The organism is Streptomyces sp. BK022 (assembly GCF_004217355.1).
GTDB classification, from domain to species: domain Bacteria; phylum Actinomycetota; class Actinomycetes; order Streptomycetales; family Streptomycetaceae; genus Streptomyces; species Streptomyces griseoluteus.
In genome coordinates, this window is record NZ_SHKU01000002.1 from 623,865 (window position 1) to 637,121 (window position 13,257).

13 protein-coding genes are annotated in these 13,257 nt (G+C 72.4%); 8 read left to right on the top strand and 5 right to left on the bottom strand.

Features of this window, described 5'->3' with window-relative positions; genetic code table 11:
• Positions 1 to 1,876: DEAD/DEAH box helicase (locus tag EV284_RS08985; RefSeq protein ID WP_242625651.1), on the bottom strand; the 1,876-nt coding region annotated here is incomplete at its 3' end.
• Positions 1,877 to 2,383: 507 nt separating this feature from the next.
• On the opposite strand from EV284_RS08985, the gene EV284_RS08995 reads away from it, so the two are divergent.
• Positions 2,384 to 3,136, top strand: coding sequence for a ferritin-like fold-containing protein (locus EV284_RS08995; RefSeq protein WP_130332087.1), 753 nt, complete (start codon positions 2,384 to 2,386; stop codon positions 3,134 to 3,136).
• A 17-nt stretch (positions 3,137 to 3,153) separates the two neighbouring features.
• Here the strand turns inward: EV284_RS08995 and EV284_RS09000 are convergent, their stop codons facing one another.
• The 4 genes from EV284_RS09000 to EV284_RS09015 all read right to left on the bottom strand — a co-directional run bounded on the left by EV284_RS09000 (position 3,154) and on the right by EV284_RS09015 (position 4,970).
• Positions 3,154 to 3,423: a hypothetical protein gene (locus tag EV284_RS09000; RefSeq protein WP_130332089.1), complete on the bottom strand. Its 270-nt coding sequence runs from the start codon at positions 3,421 to 3,423 to the stop codon at positions 3,154 to 3,156.
• Positions 3,424 to 3,592: 169 nt separating this feature from the next.
• The gene (locus EV284_RS09005) at positions 3,593 to 3,820 is read right to left on the bottom strand and encodes a DUF3107 domain-containing protein (RefSeq protein WP_030807269.1); all 228 of its coding nucleotides are present in this window, start codon (positions 3,818 to 3,820) and stop codon (positions 3,593 to 3,595) included.
• Positions 3,821 to 3,956: 136 nt separating this feature from the next.
• Positions 3,957 to 4,598 carry a TetR/AcrR family transcriptional regulator gene (locus EV284_RS09010; RefSeq protein ID WP_030807272.1) on the bottom strand — a complete coding sequence of 214 codons (642 nt, stop codon included), beginning with the start codon at positions 4,596 to 4,598 and terminating at the stop codon, positions 3,957 to 3,959.
• Positions 4,599 to 4,742: 144 nt separating this feature from the next.
• The gene (locus EV284_RS09015; RefSeq protein ID WP_130332091.1) at positions 4,743 to 4,970 is read right to left on the bottom strand and encodes a hypothetical protein; all 228 of its coding nucleotides are present in this window, start codon (positions 4,968 to 4,970) and stop codon (positions 4,743 to 4,745) included.
• Between the two features lie 211 nt (positions 4,971 to 5,181).
• Here EV284_RS09015 and EV284_RS09020 point away from each other — a divergent pair, with 211 nt between their 5' ends.
• The 7 genes from EV284_RS09020 (at position 5,182) to EV284_RS09045 (ending at position 13,136) form a co-directional block, all read left to right on the top strand.
• A complete protein-coding gene (locus tag EV284_RS09020; protein ID WP_130332093.1) occupies positions 5,182 to 6,162 on the top strand; it encodes an alpha/beta fold hydrolase in 981 nt (326 codons plus the stop codon).
• Positions 6,163 to 6,170: 8 nt separating this feature from the next.
• Positions 6,171 to 7,475, top strand: a complete 1,305-nt coding sequence (locus EV284_RS09025; protein WP_242625629.1) for a DUF3152 domain-containing protein — start codon at positions 6,171 to 6,173, stop codon at positions 7,473 to 7,475.
• An 81-nt stretch (positions 7,476 to 7,556) separates the two neighbouring features.
• The gene (locus EV284_RS33675) at positions 7,557 to 7,652 is read left to right on the top strand and encodes an Ms4533A family Cys-rich leader peptide (RefSeq protein WP_341866572.1); all 96 of its coding nucleotides are present in this window, start codon (positions 7,557 to 7,559) and stop codon (positions 7,650 to 7,652) included.
• Between the two features lie 184 nt (positions 7,653 to 7,836).
• Positions 7,837 to 9,549, top strand: a complete 1,713-nt coding sequence (locus EV284_RS09030) for an ABC transporter substrate-binding protein (protein WP_130332097.1) — start codon at positions 7,837 to 7,839, stop codon at positions 9,547 to 9,549.
• Positions 9,550 to 9,553: 4 nt separating this feature from the next.
• A complete protein-coding gene (locus tag EV284_RS09035; RefSeq protein ID WP_130332099.1) occupies positions 9,554 to 10,549 on the top strand; it encodes an ABC transporter permease in 996 nt (331 codons plus the stop codon).
• Entirely contained in the window at positions 10,546 to 11,544 is a 999-nt protein-coding gene (locus EV284_RS09040; protein ID WP_130332101.1) for an ABC transporter permease, read from the top strand. Before EV284_RS09035 ends, EV284_RS09040 begins: the two co-directional genes overlap by 4 nt.
• Complete coding sequence (locus tag EV284_RS09045; protein ID WP_130332103.1) at positions 11,541 to 13,136, top strand: ABC transporter ATP-binding protein; 1,596 nt, start codon at positions 11,541 to 11,543, stop codon at positions 13,134 to 13,136. Before EV284_RS09040 ends, EV284_RS09045 begins: the two co-directional genes overlap by 4 nt.
• The last annotated feature ends 121 nt before the right edge of the window (positions 13,137 to 13,257 follow it).

Genomic DNA, 13,257 nt, shown 5'->3' on the forward strand with positions numbered 1-13,257 from the left:
CGGGCGCCTCGACCGCGTCCACGGCCGTCTCGGCGGCAGCCGCCTTGCGGGTGCGGCGCTTCGGCGCCTCGGCGACCGGCGCCTCGGCGACGGCCTCGGGAGCGGCCTCCGCGGCCTTGCGCGTACGGCGACGCGGCTGCTTCGGGGCCTCGGCGACGGCGGTCTCGGGGGCCGTCTCCACGACGGGCGCCTCGGCGACGGCCTCGGGAGCCGTCTCCGCGGCCTTGCGCGTACGGCGACGCGGCTGCTTCGGGGCCTCGGCGACGGCGGTCTCGGGGGCCGTCTCCACGACGGGCGCCTCGACGACGGCCTCGGTCACGGCCGGAGCGGCCTCGGCGCGCTTGCGGGTGCGGCGACGCGGCTCGGCCGGAGCCTCGGCCACGACCTCCGGCGTCTCGACCGCCTCGACGACGGCGGCGGGGGCAGCAGCCGCCTCGCCCGACCCGCCGCGCGTACGGCGACGGCGGCGCGGGGTGCGGGGAGCCTGCGGCTCCTCGACCGAGGTGGTCTCCGCCGGGGCGGCACCGGCCTCCACCGGGGCGGCACCGGCCTCCACCGGGGCACCGCCGCGCATCCGGCGGCGACGGCGCGGAGTGCGCTCGGAACGCTCCGCACGCTCGCGCTCCGGAGCGGCCTCGGGACGCCCGCCACGGGCGGGACGGCCACCGCGCGCACCGCGGCCGCCGGTCTCGCCGAGGTCTTCCACCATTTCCGCGTCGAGCCCGGCGCGCGTGCGCTCCGTGCGCGGCAGGACACCCTTGGTGCCCGCGGGGATGTTCAGGTCGGAGAAGAGGTGCGGGGACGTCGAGTACGTCTCCACCGGCTCGTTGAAGTCCAGCTCCAGCGCCTTGTTGATGAGCTGCCAGCGCGGGATGTCGTCCCAGTCGACGAACGTGACGGCCGTGCCCTTGGCGCCCGCGCGGCCGGTGCGGCCGACCCGGTGCAGGTAGGTCTTCTCGTCCTCGGGGGACTGGTAGTTGATGACGTGGGTCACGCCGCCGACGTCGATGCCGCGCGCGGCCACGTCGGTGCAGACCAGTACGTCCACCTTGCCGTTGCGGAAGGCGCGCAGCGCCTGCTCGCGGGCGCCCTGGCCGAGGTCGCCGTGGACCGCGCCGGAGGCGAAGCCCCTGCGCTGGAGCTGCTCGGCGATGTCGGCGGCGGTGCGCTTGGTACGACAGAAGATCATCGCCAGACCGCGGCCCTCGGCCTGCAGTATGCGGGCGATCATCTCCGGCTTGTCCATGGAGTGGCCGCGGTAGACGAACTGCTTGATGTTGGCGACCGTCGCGCCCTCGTCGTCCGGCGAGGTGGCGCGGATGTGCGTGGGGCGGGACATGTAGCGGCGGGCGAGACCGATGACCGCGCCCGGCATGGTGGCCGAGAACAGCATGGTCTGACGCTTGGCCGGCAGCATGTTGACGATCTTCTCGACGTCGGGCAGGAAGCCCAGGTCGAGCATCTCGTCCGCCTCGTCCAGCACCAGGCACTTGACGTGGCTGAGGTCCAGCTTCTTCTGGCCCGCGAGGTCCAGCAGTCGGCCGGGGGTGCCGACGACGATGTCGACGCCCTTGTTCAGGGCCTCGACCTGCGGCTCGTAGGCACGGCCGCCGTAGATGGCGAGAACGCGCACGTTGCGCACCTTGCCGGCGGTCAGCAGGTCGTTGGTGACCTGGGTGCACAGCTCGCGGGTGGGCACGACGATGAGCGCCTGCGGCGCGCTGGTCAGTGCCTCCGGGGCGGCACGGCCGGCCTCGACGTCGGCGGGAACGACGACGCGCTCCAGCAGCGGCAGGCCGAAACCGAGGGTCTTGCCCGTGCCGGTCTTGGCCTGGCCGATGACGTCACTGCCCGACAGGGCGACCGGAAGGGTCAGCTCCTGGATCGGGAAGGGGTTGATGATGCCGACGGCTTCCAGGGCCTCGGCGGTCTCGGAAAGAATGCCGAGGTCACGAAATGTCGTAGTCAGGGTTTTGCCTCTTCTTGTGTGTGCGGTGCGAGGCGAGCGCGCGGATCATGTCTGACCGTGCCGGGCACGTCGGCCGCCGTACGGGCGAACCGACTGGGGCAAGCCGTAAGGCACGGGACATATGCCGACGCTCTAGCGCTCGAACCGCTAAGGATGTCCCTCCGCTCGCCGTACGCGCGGTGCCGTACGGCCCAGGAGGGCTGTCAGGTCGGAGCCGATCGGGCCACCGACCGGGCATCCTCATACGTGCGCCGCTGCCACAAAGGCGTTGAGCGCACCGAACACCGTCGGCGCACTCAGCAGGCGCATTACCACCATACCCCGGATTGCCGCACACGCGATGGCCGAATTGGTCACGTAGTCGTGGTCACAGTGGTTGACCAGGGGCTTCCGGGACGGGGCGAGCGGGCTATTGTGCGCCTCATGACTAGCTCTGACAAGCCTGAGAACTCCGAGAACGCGGGCGCCCCCACCGGTGTGGCCGCCCAGGACTGGGCGACGGCCGCGGCGGACCCGCAGTACCGCGCCGCGGTCGTGGACCTGCTCGGCGCGCTCGCGTACGGCGAGCTGGCCGCGTTCGAGCGGCTCGCGGAGGACGCCAAGCTGGCGCCGACCCTCACGGACAAGGCGGAGCTGGCCAAGATGGCCTCGGCGGAGTTCCACCACTTCGAGCGGCTGCGCAACCGGCTGACCGAGATCGGCGCCGAGCCCACCGCCGCGATGGACCCCTTCGTCGCCGCGCTGGAGAGCTTCCACAAGCAGACGGCGCCCTCGGACTGGCTGGAGGGCCTGGTCAAGGCGTACGTCGGCGACTCGATCGCCAGTGACTTCTACCGCGAGGTCGCGGCCCGCCTCGACACCGACACCCGGGAACTCGTCCTCGCCGTGCTGGACGACACCGGGCACGCGGAGTTCGCGGTGGAGAAGGTGCGTGCGGCCATCGACGCCGACCCGCGCGTGGGCGGCCGGCTCGCGCTGTGGGCGCGGCGGCTGATGGGCGAGGCGCTGTCGCAGTCGCAGCGGGTCGTCGCGGACCGGGACGCGCTCTCCACCATGCTGGTCGGCGGGGTCGCGGACGGCTTCGATCTCGCGGAGGTCGGCCGGATGTTCACCCGGATCACCGAGGCGCACACCAAGCGGATGGCCGCGCTGGGCCTCGCGGCCTGACCGTCCGTCAGGGGCGGCTACGCGGGCGCGGATCGCCGGCGGAGCCGCCCGGCCGGGCGCAACAGCAGCGACAGCGACGCGGCGGACACGACGGCCGCGCCGAGCAGGGTGAGCAGGACCGGGGCCGGGCCCAGGGCGCTGTGCGTGACGAAGTCCCCGAAGAGCGCACCCGCCACCGCGGTGGCGAAGACCAGCGGGCGGGCGGGCATCCGGTGCGGCAGGCGGTGCGCCGCCGCGAAGGCGAGGACGAGTCCGAGCGCGGCCGAACCGAGCACTTCGAGGATCATCGAGGGGTCCCTCCCACGTCTGCGTGCTCATACGGTCACAGCCCGACATACCCGTGACCTGCGCGTTGCAATCCTCCCCCGGGCCCACCGGGTGCGCGAGCCGTGCGCGCCGGGGACAACGGAAAGGGCCCGGTGGCGGATGCCACCGGGCCCTTCACGGGTGTCGCGCCTACAGCGTGCCGAAACCGACCTTGCGCGCGGTCGGCGCGCCGATCTCGACGTACGCCAGACGGTCCGCGGGGACCACGACCTTGCGGCCGCGCTCGTCCTCCAGGCTCAGCAGCGGCGACTTGCCGGCCAGGGCGTCGGCCACGACGCGCTCGACCTCCTCGGCGCTCTGACCGCTCTCCAGAACGATCTCGCGGGGCGCGTGCTGCACGCCGATCTTGACCTCCACGGCTATGTCCCTCCGACGGTCAGTGATGTGCGCGTTCTGCCGCGCCGTACCCAGCACACATTAGCCCGGTGAGGGGACGCGCATGCTTCCGGCGGGAACGCCATCAGCGAACACGCCCCACCGGCGCCCCGGCCGGTCAGTGGTGGTCGGTGCCGTGCAGCGGGAAGCCGGCGATGCCGCGCCACGCCAGCGAGGCGAGCAACTGCACCGCCTGGTCGCGCGGCACGCTGCGGTCGCTGTGCAGCCAGGAACGCGCCACCACCTGGGCGAGGCCGCCGAGCCCGGAGGCCAGCAGCATCGACTCCGCGCGGGACAGGCCGGTGTCCTCCGCGATGACCTCGCAGATCGCCTCGGCGCACTCGGTGGTCACCTTGTCGACGCGCTCGCGCACCGCCGGCTCGTTCGTCAGGTCCGACTCGAAGACCAGACGGAAGGCGCCGCCGTCGTGCTCGATGTACGCGAAATAGGCGTCCATGGTCGCCCGTACGCGCTGCTTGTTGTCGGTCGTCGAGGCGAGCGCGGCGCGCACCGCCTGGATCAGGGCCTCGCAGTGCTGGTCCAGCAGGGCCAGATAGAGGTCGAGCTTGCCGGGGAAGTGCTGGTAGAGCACCGGCTTGCTGACTCCGGCGCGCTCGGCGATGTCGTCCATCGCGGCCGCGTGATAGCCCTGGGCGACGAAAACCTCCTGGGCAGCGCCCAGCAACTGGTTGCGCCGGGCTCGGCGCGGCAGACGGGTGCCGCGCGGGCGTGCTGCCTCTGTTTGCTCGATGGCTGTCACGCCGCCTCCCAATGTCGTCCTCATGCGGTGTCGGCCGCGCGGCCATCGTACTTTTCGGTAACCCCGGCGTGCGCGGTGCGAGCGCAGAATTTCACGTACCGGACGACGGCGAAAGCCGTTGCCCCGGCCCCGGCGCGCGTCCGGTCAGCGGTAGTCCTCCTCGTCGATCCTGACCACGCGGGCCTGCTCGATGAGATCGCCCTCGCTGCCCCGGGCCGGGTCCACCTCGGTCAGCGGCTCGTCCCGCTCCTCCGTGAGGGGCAGGCGCTGCTCGACGGCGTCGTGCTCGGGGGCCTCGACATCGGTGATCTCGGACTCGGTGTCGTCGTCGGGGCTCTCGATCTCGTCCGGCTCGATGGGGTCGTGGGCCATGACGGCCTCCCTTTCTTCCAGCTTCCGTCCGGAGAGCTCCTCCGGAACCTCTGGCTCGGGCGGGTACCCCGCGGCCGCGCTGTCATACGAGCCTAGGAGACCGCCCAGGGCCGCGCCATGCCGTCGGCGCCACCGGACGGCCGCCCCGGGTGCCCCCGCCTGTGAGGGCGAACACACGAGGTGCGGTGTGATCGTCTCGTAACATTGCCGCATGTCTTCGACCGAGTCACCTTCCGTGCCGGCCGCGAGCGTGCTCCCTCGGGTCGCACCCGTAAGGGTGGGCGAGGGCGAGCGGATGAGGTCGGTGCGGCTGCCCGGGGTCACCCTGACGGTGCGGTCCCGGCCGCCCGCGCGGGAGGGTCTGGAGCCCGCGCTGTTCGTGCACGGGCTCGGCGGTTCCTCGCAGAACTGGTCCCTGCTGATGGCCGCGTTGGACGGTGTCGTCGACCCCGAGGCCGTGGACCTGCCGGGCTTCGGCGACTCCCCGCCGCCGGACGACGGCGACTACTCGGTCACCGGGCACGCGCGCGCGGTCATCCGCCACCTGGACGCGGCCGGACGTGGGCCGGTCCACCTGCTGGGCAACTCGCTCGGCGGCGCGGTCTCCACGCGGGTGGCCGCCGTCCGTCCGGACCTGGTGCGCACCCTGACGCTGGTCTCGCCCGCTCTGCCGGAGCTGCGCATCCAGCGCAGCGCGGTCCCCACCGCCCTCCTGGGCGTGCCCGGTGTGGCCGCGCTGTTCAACCGCTTCACCCGTGGGTGGACCGCCGAGCAGCGGGTGCGCGGGGTGACGGCCCTCTGTTACGGCGATCCCACGATCGTGACGCCGGAGGCGTTCGGCTACGCGGTGGAGGAGCTGGAACGGCGCCTGAGGCTCCCGTACTTCTGGGACGCGATGACCCGCTCCGCGCGCGGGATCGTGGACGCCTACACGCTGGGCGGGCAGCAGGGGCTGTGGCGGCAGGCCGAGCGGGTACTCGCGCCGACCCTGCTGGTCTACGGTGGCCGTGACCAACTCGTCGGCTTCCGTATGGCCGCCAAGGCCGCCCGCTCCTTCAGGGACTCCCGTCTGCTGTCCCTGCCGGACGCCGGGCACGTGGCGATGATGGAATACCCGGAGCTGGTGGCCAGGGCGTTCCGCGAACTTCTCGCGGAGAGCGCCGCATCGGGCGCCACGGACGCGGAGAACTGAGGGCAGGGGTGGGACGACACAGTCGCCGAGGACCGGCTCCCAAGGGGGACGCCTCGGCCATAGAGGGCACCGACCCGGCGGCCGGGGGTACCCAGGACGTCACCGGGACGGGTGATGTCGCCGCGAGGTCGCGACCGCGCCCACGCGGCGGTGAGTCGTGGAGTGCCGGACCTCAGGAGTCCTTCGGCCCGACCGTCAGCGGTGCCGGACGCCATCTGCCGTCGGACCGGCGCGAGGGCGACCGGGTGCCGGGCGCCTCCGGGTCCGCGCGGGGCGGTCACCCCGAGCAGCACGAAGCGGGCGGCGGCTGGGGGGAGTTCGAGAACCGGCGCGCCACCCCGACCCCCTTCCCGAGGCAGCGGCGCGCGGAGTCGGCGGACCCGGGCTCCGGCCCCCGCCGGGAGTACCTGGACGCCTTCGCCGAGGGTGCCGCACCCCAGGCGCCCCGGCGGTCCGAGGTGCCCGGGCCGAGGACCGCGCCGGGTGAGGGCGGGGCACCTCCGGTGCTCGTGCCCGCCGCCCGGCACGGCGGCAGGGGGCGGGCCTTCACCGGCGTCGCGGCCGCCGCCGTGACCACCGTGCTCGCCGTCGTCGTCGCCGGGCAGGTGGCCGACGGCCGGGCCCAGGGAGAGTCGCGGGCCCAGGCCGCGGGAGGCGGCCTGCCGCCCGCGGCCCAGGCCGTGCCCTCCAGCGCGCCGAGCGCCGTCCCGCTGACGTACGCCCAGAAGATGGGCCGGCTCTATCCCCTGGGGGCGACCCTCAAGGGTTCCGGCACGTTCGACACCGTGCCCGGCTCGGCGAAGGCGCCCGGCAAGGGACCGAAGATGACGTACCGGGTCGATGTCGAGCAGGGGCTCGGCCTGGACGGCGCGCTGTTCGCCGACGCCGTGCAGCGCACCCTCAACGACGACCGGAGCTGGGCGCACGGCGGGGAGCGCGCCTTCGAGCGGGTCTCCACCGGCAAGCCGGACTTCGTGATCACGCTGGCCAGCCCCGGCACGACCGCCGAGTGGTGCGCCAAGTCGGGCCTGGACACCACCGAGGACAACGTCTCCTGTGACTCGGCGGCCACCGAGCGCGTGATGATCAATGCCTACCGCTGGGCGCAGGGCAGTGCCACCTACGGGGACGCCAAGATCCACGCCTACCGCCAGATGCTGATCAACCACGAGGTCGGCCACCGGCTCGGGCACGGGCACGTCAGCTGCCAGAAGGACGGCGCGATCGCCCCCGTGATGCAGCAGCAGACCAAGTTCCTGGACCACGACGGAATCCACTGCCTGCCCAACGCCTGGCCGTATCCCAAGAGTTGACGTACGAGTAGCCGCAGGAGTTGACGGGGGCCGACTCATGTCACATTGACATGAGTCGCAAGTTCGTTCATATTTCTGCGCATGTGGTCCCGTCACTCCGTCTTCCGCAGCGCCGCCATCGAGCTGGCGCTCATCGGTGTGACCGCCCTCTGCGTGGCCGACATCGACTGTCGCTGACGCCGCCTTCCTGGCGTCCGCGTCGATGCGTGCCGTTTTCATCCCGCCGCCCGTGAGCTTCCTCGCGGGATCTCTCGACGACTGACGCCGGGGCCGACACCTGTCCGCAGGTGTCTCATCCCTCGTCCCCATGTCTCACCCCTCGGACAATCCGGGGGGTCCCCCCGAGAGGTCGTCATTTCCGATGCGTCAATCGTCCGTCATAGCGCGCCGCGTGGCAGCGGCATCCGTAGGCCTGGTCGTGGCAGCGGGCGCCGCCGCCTGCGGCCCTGAGGACAACGATGCCAAGGGCGCCGGTGGCGACTCCACGCCCCACAAGGGCGGCACCCTCACCGTGCTGAACGCCGAGGCCCAGACCGACTTCGACCCGGCCCGCCTCTACACCTCCGGCGGCGGCAACGTCCCCTCGCTGGTCTTCCGCACCCTCACCACGCGCAACCGCGAGAACGGCGCCGAGGGCGCCAAGGTGGTCCCCGACCTCGCCACCGACACCGGCCGCCCCAACAAGGACGCGACCGTGTGGACGTACACCCTGAAGAAGGGGCTGAAGTACGAGGACGGGACGCCGATCACCTCGGCCGACATCAAGTACGGCATCGAGCGCTCCTTCGCCCCCGAACTCTCCGGTGGAGCGCCCTACCTGCGTGACTGGCTGAGCGGCGCCGCCGACTACCAGGGGCCGTACAAGGACAAGAAGGGCCTCTCCGCGATCGCGACGCCGGACGCGCGCACGATCGTCTTCCATCTGAACAAGCCCGAGGGCGAGTTCCCGTACCTCGCCACCCAGACGCAGTTCACCCCGGTGCCGAGAGCCAAGGACACCGGCACCAAGTACGAGCAGCACCCGGTCTCCTCGGGGCCGTACAAGGTGGTCAAGAACCAGAACGACGGCGAGCGCGTGCTGCTGGAGCGCAACCCGCACTGGAGCGGTGACGACGAGCGCAAGGCCTACCCGGACAAGGTCGACGTGCGCTCCGGGCTCGACTCCTCCGTCATCAACCAGCGGCTCGCCGCCTCCCAGGGCGCCGACAAGGCCGCCGTCACCACCGACACCAACCTCGGCCCGGCCGAACTCGCCCGTGTCAGCGGCGACAAGAGCCTGGCCGCCCGCGTCGGCACCGGCCACTTCGGTTACACCAACTACATCGCCTTCAACCCGAAGGTGAAGCCCTTCGACGACCCGAAGGTGCGCCAGGCGATCTCGTACGCCGTCGACCGCTCCTCGGTGATCAACGCGGCCGGTGGTTCCGCGCTCGCCGAGCCGGCCACCACCTTCCTGCCCGACCAGAAGTCCTTCGGGTACGCCCCGCACGACCTGTTCCCGGCGGGCAGGTCCGGCAACGCGGCCAAGGCGAAGGAACTGCTGAAGGAGGCCGGGCACCCGAACGGGCTGACCGTCACCCTCACGCATTCCAACAGCAAGGACTTCGAGACCAGCCCGGAGATCGCCACCGCCCTCCAGGACGCCCTGAAGAAGGCCGGGATCACGGTCAAACTCCAGGGGCTCGAGGACAACGACTACCGGGACAAGATCCACAGCATCAAGACGGAGCCCGGCTTCTTCCTCGCGCACTGGGGTGCCGACTGGCCCTCCGGCGGCCCCTTCCTCGCCCCGATCTTCGACGGCCGCCAGATCGTCAAGGACGGCGCCAACTTCAACACCGGTCTGCTGGACGACAAGTCGGTCAACACCGAGATCGACGCCATCAACAAGCTGACCGACCTGAAGGCCGCCGCCGCCCGCTGGGGTGCGCTGGACAAGAAGATCGCCGGACAGGCCCTCGTCGTCCCGCTGTTCCACCCCGTCTACAAGCGCCTGTACGGCTCGGACGTCAAGAACATCGTGATCAGCGACTGGACCGGCGTGCTGGACATCTCCCAGGTCGCGGTGAAGTGACCCGGTGAGCGAAGCACTCGTCGCCGTCGAGGCCGCCGGGGCGGACATCACCGCCCCGGCGGCCTCGGGGGCCCGTCAGTTCTGGCGGCGGCTGCGCGCGCAGGGGGCCGCCCTGGTCGCCGCGGCCGTCGTCGCGCTCCTCGTCCTGGTCGCGCTCGCCGCGCCCCTGCTCACCGCCGTCGAGGGCCAGGACCCCACCACGTACCACCCCGCCCTCGTCGACTCCGCGCGCGGCGGCGTGCCCATCGGGTCGCTCGGCGGGATCAGTGCCGAGCACTGGCTGGGCGTCGAACCGCAGACCGGCCGCGACCTGTTCGCCCGGCTGGTGGAGGGCGCCCGTGTCTCGCTGGGCGTCGCCTTCGCGGCCACCCTCATCCAGGTGCTCATCGGCGTCACCGTCGGTGTGGCCGCCGCCATGGGCAGCCGTTGGCTGGACCAGGTCCTCAGCCGGATCACCGACATCATCGTGGCCCTGCCGCTCATGATCATGGCGCTGGCGCTGCTGGCCATCGTGCCCGCGAGCTTCCCCCGCCCGGTGCTGGTCGCGCTCGTCATCGGGCTGATCGCCTGGGGCAACGTCGCCAAGATCGTGCGCGCCCAGACCCTCACCCTCAAGGGGCTCGACCACGTGGCCGCCGCCCGGCTCAGCGGATGGGGCGCCGTGCGCGTGGCCCGCCGCGAGCTGCTGCCCGGCCTCGCCGCGCCCGTCATCACCTACGCCGCGCTGCTGGTGCCCACCAACATCTCCGCCGAGGCGGCCCTGTCCTTCCTCGGGGTGGGGGTGAAGCCGCCGACGCCGTCGTGGGGACAGATGATCACCGCCGCCGACGTCTGGTACCAGGCCGCGCCGCAGTACCTGCTGTTCCCGGCCGGCGCGCTGTTCACCACCGTGCTCGCCCTCACCGTCCTCGGCGACGGCGTGCGCACCGCACTCGACCCCCGCGCCGCCTCCCGGCTGCGCGTCGGCACCGGCCGCGCCCGGAAGGAGGACGCCGCGTGAACGGCTTCGGCGGATTCCTGCTGCGCCGCGCGGCGGGCACGCTCATCACCCTGCTCGCCGTCTCGGTCCTCGTCTACGTGGTCTTCTACGCCACCCCCGGCAACGTCGCCCAGATCACCTGCGGCCCGCGCTGCTCCCCGGAGCAGGTGCACCAGGTCGCCGCCCAGCTCCGGCTCGACGACCCGCTCTACCTGCGCTACCTCCACTTCCTCCAAGGCCTGTTCACCGGCCAGGACTACTCCACCGGCACCTCGGTCGAGCACTGCGCGGCACCCTGCCTCGGGCTCTCCTACCAGAGCGACCAGCAGGTGCTCACGCTGCTGCTGGCCAAGCTGCCGGTCAGCCTCTCGCTGGTGGCCGGCGCGATGGTGCTCTGGCTGGTCATCGGTGTCGGTACCGGCGTCCTCTCCGCCTGGCGGCGCGGCCGGCTCTCCGAGCGGGTGCTCACCGTGCTGACCCTGGCCGGCTGGGCCACCCCCGTGTTCGTGCTCGGCCTGGTGCTGATGATCGTGGTCTGCGGCGAACTCCAGCTGCTGCCGTTCCCGCAGTACGTGCGCTTCGGCGACGACCCCGAGCAGTGGGCGTGGAACCTGCTGCTGCCCTGGCTGTCGCTGGCCCTGATCGAGGCGGCCGCGTTCGCCCGGCTCACCCGCTCGGCGATGCTGGAGACCCTCGCCGAGGACCACATCCGCACCTTCCGCGCCTACGGCGTGGGCGAGCGGGCCATCGTGGGACGGCACGCCCTGCGCGGCGCGCTCGCCCCCGTGATCGCCCTCAACGCCAACAACGTCGGCTCCGCCATCGGCGGCGCCGTCCTCACCGAGACGCTGTTCGGGCTGCCCGGCATCGGCCAGGAGCTGGTGCACGCGGTCAAGGTCGTGGACCTGCCCGTGGTCGTCGGCATGGTCCTGGTCGTCGCCTTCTTCGTCGTCATCGCCAACGCCGTCGCGGACGTCCTGTACGCGCTGGCCGACCGCCGGGTGGTCCTCGCATGAGCCTGGTCGAAGTCACCGATCTCACCGTCGAGTTCGGCGCCCTGCGCGCCGTGGACGGACTCTCCTTCACGCTGGAGAAGGGGGCCGCGCTGGCCCTGGTGGGCGAGTCCGGCTCCGGCAAGTCCACCGTCGCCGGCGCCCTGCTGGGCCTGCACCGGGACACCGGGGCACGGGTCGGCGGCTCGGTGCTGGTGGCCGGTACCGATGTGACCGCCGCCTCCGACGCCGAGCTGCGCGGGCTGCGCGGGGCCAAGGCCGCCATGGTCTTCCAGGACCCGCTGTCCTCCCTCGACCCGTACTACGCGGTGGGCGACCAGATCGCCGAGGTGTACCGCGTCCACACCCGCGCCGCACGGCGGGCCGCACGCGCGCGTGCCGTCGAGGTGCTGGACCGGGTCGGCATCCCGGACGCGGCCCGGCGAGCCCGTTCCCGGCCGCACGAGTTCAGCGGAGGCATGCGCCAACGCGCCCTGATCGCCATGGCGTTGGCGTGCGAACCCGAGCTGCTCATCGCGGACGAGCCGACCACCGCGCTCGACGTCACCGTGCAGGCCCAGATCCTCGACCTGCTGCACACCCTGCGCCAGGAGAACGGGCTCGGCCTGCTGCTCGTCACCCATGACGTGGGCGTCGCCGCCGAGAGCGCCGACGACGTGCTCGTGATGCGGCACGGCCGCGCGGTCGAGCACGGGCCGCTGCGCCAGGTGCTGGCCGCGCCCGGGCAGCCCTACACCCGTCAACTCCTCGCCTCCGTACCGCGCGTGGACGCACCCCGTACCGCGCCGGCCGAGGAGCCGGGGGAGACGGTGCTCGAAGCGACCGGTCTGCGAAAGCAGTTCGGGCGCGGGCGGGGGGCGTTCACCGCCGTGGACGACGTCTCGCTGACCCTGCGCCGGGGCGAGACCCTGGGCATCGTGGGGGAGAGCGGCAGCGGCAAGACCACCCTGGGCCGCATGCTGGTCGGGCTGCTGGAGCCGACCTCGGGCACCATCCGGTACGACGGGCGCGCGCACAGCGGGGTCGACCCGGCCGTGCAGATGGTGTTCCAGGACCCGGCGTCCTCGCTCAACCCCCGCCGGACGGTGGGCGAGTCGATCGCCGACCCGCTGCGCGCCAAGGGCGAGAGGGACGACACGGCCGTACGGGAGCGGGTGACCGGACTGCTGGAGCGGGTCGGTCTGGAAGCGGCCCACCACGACCGCTACCCGCACGAGTTCAGCGGCGGCCAGCGCCAGCGCATCGGCATAGCGCGGGCCCTCGCCGCCGACCCGCGCGTCATCGTCTGCGACGAACCCGTCTCCGCGCTCGACGTCACCACCCAGGCCCAAGTGGTCGCGCTGCTGGACGAGTTGCGCCGGGAGCTCGGGCTCGCGCTCGTCTTCGTCGCGCACGACCTCGCCGTGGTCCGCCAGGTCAGCGACCGGGTCGCCGTCATGCGCCGGGGACAGGTCGTCGAGACCGGTCCGGCCGACGAGGTGTACGAGAACCCGCGCGACCCGTACACCCGCCAACTCCTGGCCGCCGTACCGGCGCTTGACCCGGAGGTCGCCGCTCGGCGCCGGGCGGCCCGGCGGGAGCCCGCTCCGGCGTAACGTTTCGGGTGCGGAACGTCACCGCACGATCTCCTAGCGTGTCGGAACGCGGCTCGCCCGCGAAAGTTACGACCGTTCACCCCTTTTGGTGGCGCGACGGACAACCGTCCGCCGCGCCACC

Bases quoted from the DNA above. Each gene is read 5' to 3' on its own strand.
- EV284_RS09030 (WP_130332097.1), top strand. From the start codon at position 7,837: ATGCGTCAATCGTCCGTCATAGCGCGCCGCGTGGCAGCGGCATCCGTA.
- EV284_RS09000 (WP_130332089.1), bottom strand. From the start codon at position 3,423: ATGATCCTCGAAGTGCTCGGTTCGGCCGCGCTCGGACTCGTCCTCGCC.
- EV284_RS09015 (WP_130332091.1), bottom strand. From the start codon at position 4,970: ATGGCCCACGACCCCATCGAGCCGGACGAGATCGAGAGCCCCGACGAC.
- EV284_RS09045 (WP_130332103.1), top strand. From the start codon at position 11,541: ATGAGCCTGGTCGAAGTCACCGATCTCACCGTCGAGTTCGGCGCCCTG.
- EV284_RS33675 (WP_341866572.1), top strand. From the start codon at position 7,557: ATGTGGTCCCGTCACTCCGTCTTCCGCAGCGCCGCCATCGAGCTGGCG.
- EV284_RS09020 (WP_130332093.1), top strand. From the start codon at position 5,182: ATGTCTTCGACCGAGTCACCTTCCGTGCCGGCCGCGAGCGTGCTCCCT.